The following is an 18,113-nucleotide window of genomic DNA, read 5'->3' on the forward strand; positions in this document are numbered from 1 at the left end:
ACGCAGCGCCCATCGCCCGTTAATGACGCAAAGGGGGACATGGCGAGGAACGCACGGCCTCGGCAACCCACTGAAAGGGTTAGATGACTACCCTCAAGTATAATATTCCGAACGCCCCGATTTCGCGATGCTGATTGAAGGTGCCGTACGTCTCGAGGACCTGCGGCCACTCCGGCGGGGCGTCTTTCGGAAAGGTAGCTGCTTGTCAGGGATCGACACGAGGCACAGATTGATCGGCCGTGGCTCCAGCTTTGCGACGGCAGCAGGATGGTGCGTACGCCGGCCGGTGCGAGCGCCGGGCTCCGCAGTCAGTTCGATTGACTCTCGGGCACAGGACCACAGGACAGGCGGCGGGACCTGTCGGGCCGGTTCGCCCTTCTTCCCGTCCGGAGATCAGAATGGCCCTTAGGGACGGACCTTCCGCTCGGCACATCGCCCCCTCGCGAGGGCTGGCGTGGATCGGGCTCTGCATCCTTGCCGCCGTGCTGTTGCTGTCCGCCATTCCCGGAAGCAGCCTCGGATGGTCTGGCGTGCGCCTTGTGGCATTCCTCGGCGCAGGGCTCGTGCTGGCAGGTACGTTCCGCTCGACTGCCTTGGCCGGGATCCTCCTGGTCGGGATCATCGTATGTGTGGAAGTCCTTGCGCTTCTTGCCCCGGGCGAGACCGCAGCCCGGGCCTGGGACAGGGTCCTTTGGAGTGCCGCCGGCACCCTGACAGCTCTGGCGCTGACCATCCTCTGGCAAAGGTCTCCTGGACGCGGAGCACTGGCCGCAGTCGCAATCGTGTCTGCTGGCGCCTTTGCATGGCTCCTGGAGACCCTTCCCGGCAGCGCCCTGACACCCCTCTCCGGAAAATCCGGAACATTGCACTATACGGTGAACCACGCCAAGGACTTCCCTGCCGCGTTCAGAATAGGTTTCAACCTGGCGGATGTGTCTTCCGCAGCTGCCCTGGATGGCCTGCCGGAAGGCGCGAAGGGAGTGCTCTGGACACGCAACGGCTACAACTCGACCTGTACCTGGCAGCGGGATGACGCAAGTCTCGTTGAGCTCGTGCATCAGGTGAAGGGTCACCCGAAGTTCAGCGGCATCTACTTCATCTCCGACGTGCCGCGGCCCTCCACCTGCCCGGACGCCCCGCAGCGCATCGCGGAGAGAACGGCCCTCATCCACAAGGAAGACCCGAACGGGCGAACGTTCATCGCGATCAGCGGCGGCTACTACTACCAGGAGGAATTCGCGCAGCTCGCCCAGTCCGCTGACCTGATCGGCGTCGTGGTCTACCCATGCAACACCAAGATCGGCGGCTGCGACATGGCAAAGATTGATGAACGTGTGGGCCGGGCCCTCGACGCCGGCATTCCAAAGGAGCGGCTCGTGCCGGTTCTGCAGGCCTTTGGCCAAGCGTGCACGATCGACCAGAAGAATTTCTACCTCGCTCCCACCAAGCAGCAACTCGCCGAAATCCTCGCCAGATGGGACGTTTTGCTGCCGCCCGAGACCCGGCCGTTCGACATGACCTATTCGTGGGGCATGCAGGAAAACCAGTCGTGTCCGAGCCTCGCGATGCTCGATGGCAGCGACTACCCGGACCTGCAAAGCTCATTCAGAACCTATTTCGCAAGGATGAACAGGTAGCGCCCGGAAGCCCGCCGCGGGGTCGGTGGACACTCCTGGCACCAATGACGATGGAAGGCTGATGACGATCGCACATGTTCTGTATGTCGCCGGCGAAGACGCCGCCCTCCGCCTGCCCTTCATCTCGGCAGTCCGCGACCTGGGCTACCGGGTCAGCGTGGCAGCGAGCGGCGGTGGAGACACCTTCGAACGAGAAGGCATCGATTTCGCGCCTTTCCCGTTCGACCGCTTCATCTCGCCATGGAGCGACAGGAGAGCCATCGGCCGTCTTGGAGACATCCTGGATCGTCTACAGCCCGATCTGGCGCAGGGGTTCGATACCAAGCCTTGCCTGATGCTGCCGATTGCCGCCGCAGGACGCGATGTCCTTTCGGTGCGGACGATCTGCGGCCGGGGGTGGGTCTATTCCTCGCGCTCACCGCTGGCCATGGCGGTGCGCCTGGTCTTCAGGGGATTGCACGGCGTGGTCGCGTCCCGCTACGCCGATGCCACGGTGTTCCAGAACGGCAGCGATCGAGACTACTTCCGCCAACACAACATGGCAGGACGCAACGCGATCGTCATTCCCGCCGGCGGCGGCGGCATCGACCCCGACCGTTTCTACTCCGCCCTGCGGACGTCGCCCGAACCAGAGACACTGCGCGCGGAACTCGGACTGGGAGACGACGAGATCGTCATTACGGTCTCCCGGCTGACCCGCCAGAAAGGGATCGGAACACTGCTTCAGGCGGCCGACCTCGTGCGTCGCAAACGCCCCGGCGTCCGGTTCCTTCTCGTTGGCCCCCGAGACAGCGAGGGGCGTGACGCGATCAGCGGGGCCGAGATCGAGAGGATGGCACCGACGGTCGTCGCCACAGGCGCCCGAAACGACATCCCGGCCCTCCTCCGAATGGCAGACCTTTTCGCCTTTCCGACCGAATACGCGGAGGGTGTGCCGCGCGTCCTGCTGGAAGCTGCCCTGGCCGGCCTGCCCATCGTGTCGACCAGCATGCCGGGCTGTCTGGAGGTCATCGAAGACGGGAAGACCGGACGGCTGGTGCCGCCGCGCTCTCCGGATCAGTTGGCAGACGCCATTCTGCGGGCCTTGTCGGACCGGCAGGAAAGCACTTCCATGGCCGCTCGACTTCCTGCTGCTGTCCGCGACCGGTTCACGGTGGCCGGCGGTGCCGCGCGCCACGATGCCTTCTATCGCGCGCTCCTCGCCGGCCGCGCGAACCGCGCCCATGACGCTCCGGATTGGAACGCGGCAGACGCCGGACCGGCATGACCGGCTTTGGCCCCCATAGGCTCACCTCCTCGGAGGTGACGGGTGTTCGGCCCTCACTGGCAGCCGATCACAGACCTCCGGAGGCCTTGCCATGAGCGCGGTTCTGCTTGCACTCGGCCTGACACTGTCTGCCGCGACACAGCTGCGGCTCGGAGGCCTGCCCGTCGGGCCCGGAGAGATGCTGCTGGTGATGTGGATGGGCATCGCAACCTTCCGGCAGCTCCTATATCAGCCGCTTGCGTTGAATCCGGCCTTCACCCGCATGGCGATATTCTGGATGACGATGCTCTTCATTCTGTGTCTTGGCATGATGGTCGGCCTTGCCGTCGAGCCCTTCCATGATCTCTCAGGAATGCTGCGCGACACCATCGCCTATTCGCTGGTGCTGACATTCAGCCTGCTGGTGGCTCTGCAGCTCCACGACAGAGAGGTGCGGCGTGACATGCTCTGGAAGCTCCTTGTCATCGGAAGCGCATCGCTGACGCTGCAGATTGCCGGAGCATACGGGCTCGCGCCCACACCGGGCACCACCAGTTGGTATTTCGATCGCCTGATCGGCTGGGCAGAGAACCCCAATCAACTCGGCTTCTTCGCATTGATCGTCGTGCTTCTGGGGCTGCACCTCTCCGACACGTCCGAAACAGCCTCGCAACGCACGTGGGCCGCATTGCTTGGAGCGCCTCCGTTCGTTGCCGGTGTGCTGAGCGGGAGTGACAGCCTCATTATCGGGCTGATGCTTTCCGGCGCACTGATTGCGACCTTCAAGGCCATTGTCTGGACCCAGGACGAGGAGATGGCGCCGACCCTGCGCGGGACGGCCGTCGTGCTGGCAATCATGGCCCTGCCCCTGACCGCACTTGCCACGGTTCCTTTCGCGTCCGCGGCGCTGAAAACCTTCGAACAGGGATCGGAGGCGATCTATGGAGAGAACGAACAGGGCGAAACCCGGCTGAAGCTCTGGTCGGAAGCGCTCGAGAAGGGCATCGACTCGAAGCTCGTCGGCTTCGGACCGGGCCCCCACCTGACCAGCAAATCCTACAAGCGCCCTCCGCCCTCCAAGTTCGAGGCCCACAACACGCTGCTCGACCTCTTTACACAGGGCGGGATCGTTGCCGTCGCTGCGTACCTCTGGATCACCGGATCCGCGCTTGTCGGGGTATCACGGGCGCGCAAACCTGCACTCGCGGGGCTTATCGTCGGCATGCTGGTCTTCAGCATGTTTCATTACATCGGGCGGCATCCGATCTTCTGGTTCTTCATCGTGATCTGCTTGCTGGAATCCAGCTTCGGAACCCGCCACTCCCTGAACCGGCAGCAACCCCGGAGAGATGCGGCCGCGACCTGATCCGCGTGCAGAGGCGCAGGCGGCTCGTGGAGGCGAAGCGCTTCATTCGCAGGTCCTGTCAGAAATCCCGGGAATGACCTGCCTCTGCCGCCGTTGAACAGGCTTCGGGCCGAAAAACGGCGCACGCCCAGGGGACGTGCGCCGAAGTTCCGGACATTTCTCCGCCCACTGGCTCGCGATCCATATGAGCGGTGCCGATCGTACAGAGGCGCTCGGGGTGCGCCCCTGCCGATTTCAGGCCACCACGCTCCAGTAGCCGCCGGTGTCGCCCGGATCGATCTCGATCAGGCGGCCGTCGTCCTCGTGCGACCATCCGTAGTCGGCCACGTAGAGGTGCTTTTCGCCGGAGCCGTTGCTTGCGGGGGCAATCTCGATGTCCTTGACGTTGACACGGCGGTTGAGATCCTGCGACCGGGCGCCTTCCAACACCGTGATGACTTCAAGGATCTCGCCATCGCGGTCGAGCTTCCAGATGCTGTCGCTGAAGCCGCCTCCCACGTAGAAGACCTCTTCCTCGGAATCATAGGCCAGGGCCTCGGGATCGAGGATCTCAGGCGCCAGCACGAACGAGTCGACAAGCTGTGTTCCGAGCTGGTCCACCTCGATGACGGTTCGATCGATCCCGTTCACGATGAACAGGTTTCCGGTCTCGGAGTCGAAGGCAATGTCCTCCGGGTCGTTCCCGCCGAGCGGGACTGTGTCGAATTCCCAAAGCACGGTGTCGGGCCGCTCCGGATCGATCGCGAACACCTTGTAGGCGTCGTCGTCAGTCACGAACATGCGCCCGGTCAGCGGGTCGAAGGTCAGCCCGGTCGGCTCGTCCGTGAACCCGAGTTCGTTGGCCTGTTTCAGCGTGCCGTCAAGCGTGAGCGCAACGACATTTTCGGCCCGGAAGAAAGGTCCTTCATCGACCTCGGAGTCGACCATCACAAGCGTGTCGGAGAACGGGTCGTAGGCAATGCCCGAGGGATCCGTCAATCCGAGGGACGCGGTGGCGGTCTCGGCCACGACCTTGGGACCCTCGTCGACGATCGAGACGGATGCCTGCCCGGTGCCAATCGCGACGGCCGCACCGCTTCCAATGAAGGTCGCCGAGTCGATCCTGAGCGAGAAACTCTCGGTTCCCTCCTGCACATCGTCATCCTGTAGAACGACGGGAACATAGGCCGTGGTGGAACCCGCCTTCAGATCGATGCTGCCCGAACTGATCCCGAAGAAATCTCCATCCTGATCGCGCGCCGACCCATCGACGGTGCTGAAGGTGATGCGAACATCCTCGTTAAGCGGCTGTGAGAGTTTCAGAACGAAATAGGCCGCCTCGGCATCCTCGGACAAGGGCGCCGAGCCGAAGGTCGAGACCGAGATGCTTGCGCTCTCGCCGAATTCAATGATCTGGCTGGCATTCAGGGTCGCCCCGGACTGCATCAGGGTGATCCTGAGGGCTTTCTCCGACCCAGTGCCATCCGGGTCCCAGAGCAGCTCCGCCTTGTCCGCCCGGTAGACGAACTGGCCATGCCCGGAAGCCGTCGCGGAAGACCCTGTGACGAAGTAATCCGCATCGAGCACACCGCCGGTGAACCCCGCGCCCTCGGACAGGCCGAAATCACTGCCATAGATCGCCAGGCGGTCATCGGAAGAGAAATCGTAGATCTTGTCCCATTCCCCGGCTTCCGGCTGCAGGACAAAGATGTCTGCGTCGTCCCCGCCATAGAGGTAGTCGCGCCCCTCGCCGCCGGCGATGATGTCCTTGCCGTCATAGCCGTAAATCGTGTCGCGGTCACCGCCGCCGAACAGGCTGTTGTCCCCGCTGTTGCCCTTGATGTTGTTTCTCAGATCATTCCCGGACCCATCGACCGAAGCGCTTCCCAACAGCTGCAACTTCTCGACATAGTCGCCAAGGGTGAAACCGATGTAGCTCTTGACGGTGTCGGTTCCCCCGTCGTCCGTGCCGGACACCGTCTCCTCGCTGACGATGTCGCCGGGATCGTCGACGTAGTAGCTGTCGTCTCCAGCCCCGCCGAACATGAGATCGCGCCCCTCGCCACCGTTGAGCAGATCGTTTCCAGCGCCGCCGTAGAGTTCATCATTGCCGCCCTTGGCATAGAGACGGTCGTTCCCCCCAAGTCCGTACATCCGCTCCCAGCGGTCGGAGCCGATCAGGTCCTCGCCGGACTCCGTACCGAAAACATCGAAGAACTCGGGGCCCCCTTCACCGGATTGCGGATTGCCCCAGTAGTCACCAGGGGTGCTGAAAATACTGATCCACGCCAAGCTATCGGTCATCTGTTCGGCCTTTTCTGATCTGAAGAACTCGCCAAGTAATTCCCGGGACGATTGCAACCTCGTCTGACACACCTCCCGTCCGCCGGACCGCGACCGGGCTGTGTCCTGAAGCATCCCGCTCCGGATGCGAAAAGCTATGCATTCATTCTAGCGCACTGGCCGCAGGCGTTACGGCAATTGTGGGGGAGGCCGGATGAGCATGAGTAGTGCCATCGGCTACCCCAAACCACTGATCGCACTGGATTCATCAGGGGGCCACAAGCACGACGGCGCTGCGGCTCGGAGGGCCGCCCGCTTGCCGGGAGGAACACCTCGCGCTGCGTCTCCGGACACCCCCGCCCATTCGAGACGACCTCTCGTCAGGTCAAATGGGGTGAGCGCCGGGCATGACAGCGGCCCGGGTGGGTTGGCTGTACCGATGGCGCATGTGAACCCGCAGATTGACCTGGTTGACGACCGCGCTGACCGGCAGTGAAGCATCCTGGCTCATGCTTCGGATGCGGTTGATGGCAGTGAGCCCGGTCTGCGCGTCGGTCTGCCCCCACCGCACCGCCAGTATCACCCGATCCACCATCGAGGCCAGCAACTGCGTCTCCGCGGCATCCTCGGCCGTGCCGCTGTCGAGCAGGATGTAGTCGTAGTACTGTTTCAGGTGCGCAAGGAATTCTGAGAAATGGTCATCCGCCAGGACCGAGAGAGGATCCATTTCAGATTTCGGCAACGACAGGAAATCAACACCAGTGTCTCTTGCCGTGACCACCGCGTTCCCAAGCCTCGCGGTCAAGCCGGCATCGGCTGCAAGGGCGTGCTCGACAATGGCTTCAGGCCGAACGGGAGCCCCGTCGCTGCCATTCCATGGCAACCGCCCGTCCCTTGCTCCCTGCGTGACTCCCTCGGCCATTGTCGATTGTTGCGTATCGGCATGACTGCCAAGGCTCGCTCGGGCAAGGTCATCCGCAAGTGCAGAACGATCCAGCTCGCCGTTGCCCAGCCGCTTCGCGACGCCGGGATTCCGGAAATCTAGATCGATGACGAGGACTCGCCGTCGCAACTGCGCAGCATAGATCGCGAGACTGGCTGCAAGGGTCGTCTTTCCATCACCCGTCGCACATGAGGTTATCAGAAGCGTTGTCGGCTGAATTCCATCGACCGAGCGGCCGGATGATGCGAGGTACACGCCACGGATCGCCTCGGTGAAATTCGCGAAGGGCTCATCGCGCAGGAGTTCCTGGAGTCTCCCGATCTTGCGCCGGGAGATCCTGGGAACGAGGCCGATGCAGGGCACGCCGAGGGCTTCCTTCACGTCGCGCTCACCTCTCAGGCGCTGATCGAGCCGTTCCCGCAACGCCGCGATCATTCCGCCGACGATCAGCGACACGACAAGCGCCGGCACAAGGAAAAGAAGCGGGTGCGGCGTACTGGGCGCCACCGGGATCGAGGCGGATGTGATCAGGCGCGCCGACGGCGGGTCGTTCTGGGCCGCCTGAAGGTCAGCATGTCGGCGCAAAAGGCTTTCATAGGTCTGGCCCGCACTGGCCGCCTGGTGTTCCAGTTCCCGAACCCTGACCCATGCTTCGCTCTGACCGACGCTGACAACCTGAAGCGAGGCCAGCCGGCGTTCGATATCCCGGATGCGGCTTTCGGCAGCGACCCGGTCCTGCGCCAGGCGCTCGAGGTTTGCGGTATAAGGCTTCTTCGGACAATCCAGATCCGAAGCGCAGGCGATGGCTTCAGGCAACGCGTCGTCCTGCTGCGAAACGACATCCAGGACCGTGCCCTGCTCCAGTCCGCTTCGGCTTGCAGCCTGGCGACGATCCAGTTGTGACACGAGCACGTTCAGATCCGATCGCGCGATCGACAGCTGTCGGTTCAGGTCGGCGATCTGCACGGCCGTCGTATCGGTCTCGGCCGCTTCGCTCAATCCGAACCTTGTCTGATGCCCCCTGAGCTCCGACACCGCCCTGTCGAGGTTTGTTCGGGCATCCGGGATGCGTTCGGCCACGGACGCTATGAAATCCGCCCGCCGCTCGCGAAGGAACCTTGCCTCCAGGTCGAGATACAGTTCGACCGCCCGGTTCGCGACAATGGCGGAGACCTCTGGATCGGTCGAGGAATAGGTGACTGCGATCAGCCGCGACTGATGTTCCTTGAAGGCGTTCAACCCGCGCGTGAGCGCTTCGTAGTCCAGCGCAGGCTCCGGCGTCGGCGCCTGCGCGGCTTCCACGATCCTGCTGACGGCCGGGTTCGACACCAGGGGCTGGAGAAGCTCTCCGAGCGAGCCTTGGCGTGCGCCGGGACCGGCGAGGTTTTCACCTGAGGTGCCCGCGGATTCCTTCGACTGAAGGCGCTCGCCGGGATCTTCCGCGAGACTTTCGGCGAGGCGGCGCACATGATTTGGCGAAATGAGCATCTCGACGAGCGTGTCAACCGCAGCCTCGTCAATGACGGCAGTCCCATTCTGAACCTGCGGCTCGAACAGAATTTGTGCTTTCGCCGTGTACCTCGGCTCCAAAAGGATCGCCGCTGCCACGGTCAACCCCAACGCGAGCAGCACGAACCCGGCGATCAGGAGCCAGCGACGTCTGAGGAGGGTCGTGACATGATAAAAATGCAAAGAGTTGGAATCGCTATAAATCATCGACCAACCTCGGCAATGCACCAGCTTGAGAATTTACAATCCTGAAAAAATCAGCCGAGTCGGAGATAATGCCACCCAAATACGAGAACTGAAAATCCATCACCGACCCGATCAAAACCTTTCGCCCCAAAGGACGACACAGGAATTCCGCGCAAAAACCGCGCTGCAAATCAGTCCTTTCAATTTCCCCCAGCACGTTCACTTCGCACCCCAACTCAAACAAAACAGCTGCCAAATTCCATCAATCTCGCGAGAAACTGTTAGGGATAATTCCCAAAACAGTTTCCACAGACATCAGCCTGCCGAAGAACCCCAGACCCAGGTTGATCGCCCGTAGGTCTGATGTGCCTTCGGAGCCGGCAGCGGGTTACAATGCTCCTTCCTGTTGTCTCATCATCGCATCGGCAGACGAAGAGCCATAAGGGGGTAACGGGTCCCTAGAATGGGCGATTCGCCCTTTGCGCGAGGGTAGAAGGCTGACCGCCGAGCCCTAGCGCCCGGGGATTCGTGGCAAAATTGTGGCGCACATCAATTCCCTCATACCCCTAAAGAGGTACAATTGAGAGGCCGCGCCATTAACGCGACAGCGGCGATAGAACCGCCACGGGATTCACCAACCCCGAGGCCAAGCGATGGAAATTTTCCATTTATGCTCAATGCCATTGGGCACAATTCCGCCGACATTCCGGACGAGGTTTGCCTTTCATGATCCACCGAGTCATCTATCGGTTCACGGAAGCAAGCGGCTGCGAGAATGCAGCTGCCACAAGAAAAACAACTTACATGGCTACACCTCATTGGCAGCCACGTATCGGAGCAGAAAATGACCTCAAATACCGTACAGGCATTTGAAATGCCTGAGCGTTTTGCAAGCGTCAAATCACGCACGTCTATCGCGATACACTCCCAAGGGAGTGTTGACAAATGAGCATCATCACATTGGAAGGCGATTACGGTTACTCGCCGTACAAGATTTCCGGTCTCGACGAGGGATCTGTAATCGATGCTGCCAACGCTACCTTCATTCATGACAACGATGACAGCGATGGGGAGAGCAATCCCTACCCGATCATGGTCTACGATTCTCCGGGCGTGATCATCGAAGGCGGGACGATCGAGGGCAACATCGATCAGGAAAGCGCCTGGCGCAGTGTCTATGATCTTGGAAATGCTGCCGCGATCCGCACAGAGGATACGCCCGGGGTGGTCATTCGGGATTGGCGCATCACGGAAACATGGGACGCAATCCGCGTTTCGTGGAACAGCGACGACTTTCTGATCGAGAATGTCTGGGTGTCCGACGCCCGTGACGATGCCGTAGAGAACGACAGGCTACTGAGCGGCACGATCCGCGACTCCCTGTTCGATGGCGTCTACGCTGGCCTGAGCATCGACCCCTCGTCGTCCAGCCCGGTCGATGGAAGCGATCAAACGGTCACGATGGAGGGAGTCCTGCTGAGACTTCAACCGTCGCTCTACAAAGGTGAGATGACCCATGGATCCTTCATCAAGACGGACTCCGCCACCGATGGCGAGGTCACGCCGAACCTGCGCTTCATCGACTGCGTTTTCGCGCTGGAGGTTGTCGAACACCGCAGCTATCGCAGCATGTTCGACGCATGGGATCATACCATTCAGTCGTCGGGAAATGTCTTTCTGAACCTTTCGGACACGCCGCTGCCCGACGACTATCCCATGCCGCCGGACGGATGGGAGGTCCTCCAGGGGCAGGAAGCCCGCGACTACTGGGAAAAAGCCCGCGCCGAATGGATAGAACGCCACGAGGACGGGGAAGCCCCGTCGGATCCGGGCTCCGAAACGGGGCTCGAACCCGAGCCGCAGCCCGAGCCGGAACCCGACCCGCAGCCTGAACCGGAGCCGGGACCTGAGCCTGAGCCCGAGCCCGAACCGGAACCTGAGCCCGAGCCCGAGCCGGAACCTGAGCCCGAACCTGAACCTGAGCCTGAGCCTGAGCCTGAGCCTGAGCCTGAGCCTGAGCCTGAGCCTGAGCCTGAGCCTGAGGAAGGGAATGCCAACCCGACCTTCCGCGGAAGAAGCTTCAAGGGCGACGACAGCGACGAGTCGATCGTCGGCAATGACGCTGACAACAAGATCGATGGCAGGAACGGACTCGATCACATCCGTGGCGGCGCCGGCGACGATGTCATCCGCGGGAACGACGGCGCCGACCTGATCTGGGGCGGAGGCGGAGATGATGTCGCGTATTACGCTCGGGAAAGCGACTCCCGCGCCTCGTACGGGATCGATACGATCATGGACTTCGAGACCGGAGACCGGATCGACGTCTCTGCGATCGACGCCAACCGCGAGATCAGTCTGGACCAGGCTTTCGAGATCGTCTTCGGCGAAGTCTCCGGAACACCGGGGGAACTCGCGATCAGTTTCGATTCCGAACTTGGCAAGACGGTGATCTCGGGCAATGTCGACGACGACCTCGATGTGGAATTCCAGCTGTACATCGAGGGCGACGTTGCCCTGACGGACAACGACTTCATCTTGTGATCCAAACCCGGGCCGACCGCGTCAAAGCGGTCGGCCCGCTGCCTTGCGCAAGGCTCCGGGCATTGTGCAGTCACCCGGCTTCGATCCGCTCAACCATCTCGATCGCTTGCAGCGTCTGCGCGACCAGCGTTTCGAAGGACAGGGTCTTCGGACGACGCATGTAGGTGACGATGTCCTGCGTGAGCAGCGGCTCACTCCATCGGGACGCAATCGCCCCGCGCCCGTGGCGCAGCCCCAGAACACAGAGCATCTGCGCGGCGTTGCAGTCGACGTCATGACCGATACCGCACAGGATGGTTAGCGTGCGGTCGAAATCGTCTCCTCCAAACCAGAGCGCGATGATCTGCGCAGCCGCGTTTGGATAGACATGAATCCAGTTGAAGTCCCGATAGGCGTCGTCGCACACCGCCCATGCTGCCTGCCAGTCGGAACCCGACCGGCAGGCGTCCAGGGCATGCCGGACCACTTGTCCATACTCGGTTTGAGCGGGAACAAGGCTGACGCAGCGCTTCAGGAGATCCCGCAGGTCGCCGGGGTCGAAGGCCAGCGCACACAGAACAGCGTTGAACACCTCGCCGAGAATGCCATTGCCGGCATGGCTGATTTCGGCATCCATCCAGGCCAGCCTTGCGGCCTCGCGCGGCCGTCCCGGCACGACCATGCCGCAGATCGCGCCGCGCATCTGTGCGCCGATCCACTCGTCGAACGGATTGCCGCAACGTCCTGACTGCGGAGGCAGCACGCCGCGGCGCAGGTTGTCCAGTGCCACGCCCTCAGCGGACCAGCCCAACGGGATCATCGCGACCCAGTTCTCGGCGATCGCCCGAGAGGTCACATCGGGACCATGTGCGAGATAGGCCTCGAGGAATGCCAGTTCGAAGGTGATATCGTCGTTGTACGTGTTTGGCGGACGCAGGTAGCCGGTAATCTCGCCGAAGCTCGAGGAGATATTCTCGGCAGTGTACCCTTCCAGCGCTGTGCCCGCTGCCGCTCCGACCAATTGCCCCAGCCAACCGGCCGCGATCCTGTCCGGCAGCGTCGCCGCTTCCACCGACAGGTCTTCCGGCCATGCGACCTCGCGATCAAAGCTCTCCCAGTCGGCAAAACGAACTGTGGCCTGAGATGGATGCGTGGGATCCTGCCGCCCCGCGCGCATAAGAGCCCGCAGCTTCATGTCGACGCGCAGCAAAGTCTCCATATCGCTGGCATCCACCGCGGCCAGTCCTTGCTGCAACAAGGGGCCGTAGTCCCCCAGTACGACCCCCTTGTTTTCCAAAGATTGCAGCGCCCCCGCCATCAGGCATTCCGGCGCCCCGGACCCAGGTGCATTCGAGGCCCAGAACTGCATCAACTCGTGATCCTGTTGCCGCATCAACTCCGACGCATCCCAGGTCTGTTCGTCTTCGGCGCGTAGTTTCGGGGCAGTGTGGCGCAACAGATGTGCGGTGTGTTCGGCTGCTTTCATGCCGCGCTCCTGAATGGTGCTATCGCTGGTCTTGCCTGTCGGTTCCCGGCTACGCTCCAACTGAACGACCGGACGGGGGCATCTTGCGAAAACGTGTCACGATAAGGGATGTGGCAAAGGCGGCGGGCGTGTCCTCGGCCACCGTATCCTACGTGATGAACGATCTCGGAAAGGTGACGCCAGAGGTAGATCGACTGGTGCGCGAGGTCGCACGCGACCTCGGATATGCCCGCAACCGGGCCGCCGTCTCGTTGAAGACCGGCCGCCACAACGTGATCGGGTGCATCCTCCCGACGCTCGTAAGTCCGATCTTTCCCGAGATCGCAGAGGCCGTTCAGAGCCATGCCGAGACCAAGGGACTGGCGACCTTGCTGGTCAATTCCGGTGACACAGCGGAGCGCGAGGCGGAAGCACTTCGGATGCTGGCAGGTTTCGGCGTGGACGGCGCGGTGGCGGTCCTGCACCCGGGGTTCGACGTCGACGGAGCCCCCCCTTTCCCGATCGTGACGCTCGACAGCGCCTTGCCGGGCCATGACTGCATTCAGGCAGACCACGCCGGGGGCGGCCGGCTGATCGCGGAACACGCGCGTGGGCTGGGCCATACCCGTGTCGGCCTGCTGTCCGGCGCGGACGAGATCGCCTCCAGTCGCGCACGACGGCAGGGGTTTCTGGAGGCTGCCGAAGGGCATTGCGAAATCGTCTGGGAAGAGACTGTTCCCCTTACCGCCGCGCTCGGCCCGGCCGCGCAGCGCAACCTTGCGCGGCGCGATGTGTCGCTCGTGGTATGCGTGAACGACCTGGTGGCAATAGGAGCGCTCTCCGCCTTGCGCGATCTCGGCGTCGATGTCCCCGGCGAGGTCTCGGTGATCGGGTTCGACGACATCGGCATGAGCTCCTGGCCGCTGATTGGCCTGACCACGATACGCCAATCGTTGTTGGAGCTTGGATGCGGTGCGGTGAACCAGCTGGCACGCCGCATTGACGGCGACATTGCACCGCCGAACACCAGGATCCTGCCGGTGGAACTTGTGGAACGGGCGACGACCGCTTCTCACTCGCCCTCTCCGGAGTCCCTTGCCGCCAGGCGGTCGCGCAAGGCCGCGAGGAAGGGAATGTCGCGAAACTGATCTGGCTGCACCAGATCCCAGTCCACACCCGCCGGCACGCAACCTGCGGGCGGAACCCGGATCAGCTCGGCCTCGGTCGCGATCATCGTCAGCGGGCTGTCATGGGCCATCATCGGCACGCGCTCGGGGGCGACCAGCTGCGAGGAATGGACCAGCGTGACCATCGGCGTGTCGGGTTTCACGGTGCCCATCTCGCGGAAGATGCCAGTCTCGAGATCGGCGAAGCCTGCGCCCTTTCCGGTGCGGCCGCCTGCGCGCGACACCGCGACGGAGCCGACGATGCAGAAATCCAGCGCTGGCACCTCGTCGAACTCGATCCGTTCGCCGTGCATCATGTAGCCCTCGGACGTGGCGGCCAGCTCGAAGCTGACGCCTTTCACCCTCAGCACATTCGGATCGAGCCGAAGATAGGGAAACTGCTGCGTCAGGGCGGGCACCGGTACATAGAGCACCTTGCCCGCATACAACGCGCGCAGGCGGATCGGGATCTGCGGCGGGTCGGGATTGCATTTGACCGTCTGGGCCGCCTGCCATTCGGACGTCAATGACAGATTGTAGGCCGCCATATCCGCCCCGGCGAAGTTCGGGATATTGCCCGAGGCCGGACCGACAGCGATCCCGGTTTCCTCCAGCATCAACCAGATTTCCTCCCGAAGCTGCTGTTTGGGCGGGCTGCGCCTTGCCCATGTTCCGGCATTGCTCGACACATTCATTCTCCTGATTGCAGAACGGCGAGACTGGCGCCGCCGTCATTGTCGTAAAGCCCTGTCACCGAGTCCGGCCTCAACCAGACAGTCTGCCCTGTCTCGAGAGCGGCCTTGGCAACGCGAACCAGAAGCGCTGGCGTGTCCGGGCCGGCCCCGGAAATTTCCACATGCGCGAGCCGTTCGCCGCCGGTGTATTCCAGCGCCTTGAGTCGCCCCCGGATCGCCCCCGGCGCATCGGCCGATACCAGCTGCAAGCACTCGGGGCGCAGCGCAAGGCGGGCCGGGCGATCGAGGTTGGAAAGGCAGCGGGCTGCGGGACCGTCGGGACGCCAGGTGGCGCCGCCAATGCTGACCGTGCCCGGCCATTCGTGGGGCGCGACCGGCAGAAGGTTGGCGGGTGGGCTGCCGATAAACGACGCGGCAAACGCAGTTCCAGGATGGTCATAGAGACCTTCGGGGGTGTCGACCTGCAACACCTCGCCACAATCCATAAGCGCCACCCGGTCGGCAAGGGTAAGCGCCTCGACCTGGTCGTGGGTAACCATGATCGTGGTCAGTCCGGTGCGCTCGTGCAATTCCCGAAGCTCGACCCTGACCGACTGCCGCAGGACCGCGTCGAGGTTGGACAGGGGTTCATCCAGCAAGAGCAACCGTGGCTTGATCGCGATGGCGCGGGCGATCGCGATACGCTGTTGCTGGCCACCGGACAGCTCTCCCGGGCGACGGTTTCCGAAGTCGCGCATGGAGACGATATCCAGCGCCTCATCGATGCGGCGCTCGGCCTCGCCGCCCCGGATCCCGCGCATGTCCAATCCGAAGCCGACATTGCTCCGCGCATTCATGTGCGGGAACAACGCGTAGTTCTGGAATACCAGGCCGATGTCGCGATCCCACGTCGGCACGCGGGTGATGTCCTGCCCGTCAAGCACCAGCGCGCCTCGGTCCGGATCGAGCAAACCGGCGAGGATCCGCAGAAGCGTCGTCTTTCCCGATCCAGACGGTCCGAGAATCGTCAGGAACTCCCCCCGCGCGATGTCCATGTCGATGCGTTGCAGCGCCGTAGCGCGGCCATAGCGCTTGGCCACGTCCCGGAGCGTCAGATAGGCGGTCATGTCCGCAGGGCTCTCTTGCTGATGACTTCGGTAAGGACCACCGCCACGAGGATCGAGACGATGATCATTGTGCCGATGGCAAGCGTGGTAGGGTCGATCCCCTGACCGCGCAGTTGAGAGTAGAGCCGCACCGGGAAGGTCATCCAGCTGGAACCGGCAATGAAGGTCGATACGATCACGTCGTTGAACGAGATGAAGAACGACAGGGCCGCGGATGTCGCCACCCCTGGCAGCGCCAGAGGCAGGGTTATCCGCACAGAGGCTCTCGCCGGCTTCGCCCCCAGCGACCGCGCCGCCAGTTCCAGACCGGGGTCGATGGAGGCGAGACTGGCCAGCATGATCCGCACCGAAAACGGCAGGGTGAAGGTCGCGTGCGCGAGCAACAGCCCCGGCAAGGTGCCACCAATGCCAAGCCAGGAATAGATCTGGAGCAGCGCAATCGCCCAGATCACCAGGGGCAGGGTCAGCGGCGCAAGCAATATCATCTCGAGCGCCGCGCGGGACTTGAGCATTCCCCGGTGCAGCCCAACTGCCGCGGTGGTTCCAAGCACCACGGAGATAGTGGTGGCCAGCGCTCCGACCACCGCGCTGTTGACCAGCGAACTTCGGTACTCCGCGCTGGCGAAGGCCGCGCGATACCACCGAAGCGACAGCTCGCGCGGCGGGAACCGGAAGAACTTGCCGTCGTCGAAGCTGGAGAACGCCAGCACCAGCAGCGGCGCGATGATGAAGAGCACGACGAGACACGTGAAGCCCGCGAGCAGAGACCGTCTCATGCCCGTCCCCCTGCCCTTCGGCGCAGCGCGACCAGCAGCCCTCCCAGGACGGCAATCAAGCCCAGCATCACCATCGCCAGTGCAGCGGCGAAAGGCCAGTCAAGCACAAGGCTCGCCTGCTGCCAGGTCATTGCCGCGAATGTGGCGATCTTCCCCTGCCCAAGGATCTGCGGGGTCACAAAGGACGTCAGCGCGGCGCAGAACACGAGGGTCGAGCCAGCCAGAACCCCCGGAGCGCTGAGCGGAAACACAACGCGGCGCCAGACTTGCGACGGTCGCGCCCCGAGCGACATCGCCGCTTCCTCGAAGCTTGGCGGGAGACGGTCGAGTACGGCCACCAAGGGCAACACCATCAACGGCAGGAAGGCCTGCACGAGGCCGATCAGGATACCAGCCTGCGTGCCCAGCAAAGGTATCGAGCGGTCGATCAGTCCGAGAGCCTTGAGAGTCCCGTTGATGAGACCCAAGGGGGACAGGATGTTGACAAGCCCCAGCGTGGGCAGCAGCGCACCGCACACCATCGGCAACAGCACCAGAGCCGTTACCAGCCGCCGAAACCGGCCCGCCCGACGCACGATCCAGAAGGCCACCGGAAACCCCAGGACGAGCGAGATCACGACCGTGGCAAGGCTGAGCCACAAGGTCCGCCCCAGGCCGCGCAGGTAGTAGTCGTCCGAAAAGATCCGCCGGTAGTTTTCCAGTGTCGGGGTCGGGTCGATCAGCAATGTGCCTTCCGGCTGCGACCAGAAGCTCATGGCCACCAGCAACAGGAATGGCGCCAGGAAGACACCTGCCACCAGCAGAAGCCCCGGCGCCACCAGCAGCCGCGCATGACCCCGCGTTACCATCGTGCGCCCCCAACATGCGTGGACGAGCGGCGGATCACTGCCCGAGAACGTCCCGGTTCCAGCGTTCCGTCCAATCGGCGCGCTGCGAGATCACAAAGGGCCAATCCAGTTGGAGCAGCGCTTCGACCTCGTCGGGCGTGTTGATCGTGTCGGCAGCCGCCTGCTCGCTGAGTTCCGCCTTTGAGTTGGTCGGGCCGAACAGGAGCTCTTCGGCATAGGCTTCCTGCGTCGCCGGGCTCAGAGCCAGGTCGATGAACATCGCGGCCAGCTCCGGATTCGGCGAATTGGCCTGAGAACGGCGGTGAGAAAGTCGGCCACGGTAGCGGCGGGATGACCCTGCTGCGGGCGGCGTAAAAGTCGTCCACCTTTGCCCTTCTTGATTTGA

The 18,113-nt window shown here is 63.0% G+C and carries 12 protein-coding genes and 1 pseudogene; 5 read left to right on the forward strand and 8 right to left on the reverse strand.

The annotated features are described in order from the left end of the window. Positions 1-398: 398 nt before the first annotated feature. The 3 genes from CHB86_RS20225 (at position 399) to CHB86_RS20235 (ending at position 4,249) form a co-directional block, all read left to right on the forward strand. On the forward strand, positions 399-1,637 hold the full coding sequence (locus CHB86_RS20225; protein WP_089234920.1) for a DUF998 domain-containing protein: 1,239 nt from the start codon (positions 399-401) through the stop codon (positions 1,635-1,637). 61 nt (positions 1,638-1,698) lie between these two features. After that, positions 1,699-2,904 carry a glycosyltransferase gene (locus CHB86_RS20230; RefSeq protein WP_089234921.1) on the forward strand — a complete coding sequence of 402 codons (1,206 nt, stop codon included), beginning with the start codon at positions 1,699-1,701 and terminating at the stop codon, positions 2,902-2,904. A 178-nt stretch (positions 2,905-3,082) separates the two neighbouring features. Beyond that, positions 3,083-4,249, forward strand: coding sequence for an O-antigen ligase family protein (locus CHB86_RS20235; RefSeq protein ID WP_176442953.1), 1,167 nt, complete (start codon positions 3,083-3,085; stop codon positions 4,247-4,249). Between the two features lie 234 nt (positions 4,250-4,483). On the opposite strand, the gene CHB86_RS20240 is transcribed toward CHB86_RS20235, so the two are convergent. Together CHB86_RS20240 and CHB86_RS20245 are read right to left on the reverse strand one after the other, a co-directional pair. Beyond that, positions 4,484-6,532 carry a Calx-beta domain-containing protein gene (locus tag CHB86_RS20240; protein ID WP_176442954.1) on the reverse strand — a complete coding sequence of 683 codons (2,049 nt, stop codon included), beginning with the start codon at positions 6,530-6,532 and terminating at the stop codon, positions 4,484-4,486. A 364-nt stretch (positions 6,533-6,896) separates the two neighbouring features. Then, a complete protein-coding gene (locus tag CHB86_RS20245) occupies positions 6,897-9,170 on the reverse strand; it encodes an exopolysaccharide transport family protein (protein ID WP_089234924.1) in 2,274 nt (757 codons plus the stop codon). Positions 9,171-10,094: 924 nt separating this feature from the next. Here CHB86_RS20245 and CHB86_RS24315 point away from each other — a divergent pair. After that, positions 10,095-11,693 carry a M10 family metallopeptidase C-terminal domain-containing protein gene (locus CHB86_RS24315; protein WP_141134943.1) on the forward strand — a complete coding sequence of 533 codons (1,599 nt, stop codon included), beginning with the start codon at positions 10,095-10,097 and terminating at the stop codon, positions 11,691-11,693. A gap of 70 nt (positions 11,694-11,763) precedes the next feature. On the opposite strand, the gene CHB86_RS20255 is transcribed toward CHB86_RS24315, so the two are convergent. Continuing rightward, complete coding sequence (locus CHB86_RS20255; RefSeq protein WP_089234925.1) at positions 11,764-13,158, reverse strand: ADP-ribosylglycohydrolase family protein; 1,395 nt, start codon at positions 13,156-13,158, stop codon at positions 11,764-11,766. 110 nt (positions 13,159-13,268) lie between these two features. Here CHB86_RS20255 and CHB86_RS20260 point away from each other — a divergent pair, with 110 nt between their 5' ends. Further along, complete coding sequence (locus CHB86_RS20260) at positions 13,269-14,285, forward strand: LacI family DNA-binding transcriptional regulator (protein WP_176442955.1); 1,017 nt, start codon at positions 13,269-13,271, stop codon at positions 14,283-14,285. On the opposite strand, the gene CHB86_RS20265 is transcribed toward CHB86_RS20260, so the two are convergent. From CHB86_RS20265 to CHB86_RS24940, 5 genes and pseudogenes are all read right to left on the reverse strand, one after another. Continuing rightward, a complete protein-coding gene (locus CHB86_RS20265; protein WP_089234927.1) occupies positions 14,210-14,998 on the reverse strand; it encodes a 5-formyltetrahydrofolate cyclo-ligase in 789 nt (262 codons plus the stop codon). The genes CHB86_RS20260 and CHB86_RS20265 overlap by 76 nt on opposite strands. Continuing rightward, positions 14,995-16,077: an ABC transporter ATP-binding protein gene (locus CHB86_RS20270; RefSeq protein WP_217898350.1), complete on the reverse strand. Its 1,083-nt coding sequence runs from the start codon at positions 16,075-16,077 to the stop codon at positions 14,995-14,997. The genes CHB86_RS20265 and CHB86_RS20270 overlap by 4 nt, the downstream gene beginning before the upstream one ends. Before the next feature lie 23 nt (positions 16,078-16,100). Beyond that, positions 16,101-16,880: an ABC transporter permease gene (locus CHB86_RS20275; protein ID WP_089234929.1), complete on the reverse strand. Its 780-nt coding sequence runs from the start codon at positions 16,878-16,880 to the stop codon at positions 16,101-16,103. Beyond that, positions 16,877-17,728 carry an ABC transporter permease gene (locus CHB86_RS20280; protein WP_089234930.1) on the reverse strand — a complete coding sequence of 284 codons (852 nt, stop codon included), beginning with the start codon at positions 17,726-17,728 and terminating at the stop codon, positions 16,877-16,879. Before CHB86_RS20280 ends, CHB86_RS20275 begins: the two co-directional genes overlap by 4 nt. Before the next feature lie 34 nt (positions 17,729-17,762). After that, positions 17,763-18,113, reverse strand: a pseudogene (locus CHB86_RS24940) (hypothetical protein); the annotation flags it as partial.

It is taken from the genome of Tropicimonas sediminicola (genome assembly GCF_900188335.1).
Taxonomy (GTDB): Bacteria; Pseudomonadota; Alphaproteobacteria; order Rhodobacterales; family Rhodobacteraceae; genus Tropicimonas; species Tropicimonas sediminicola.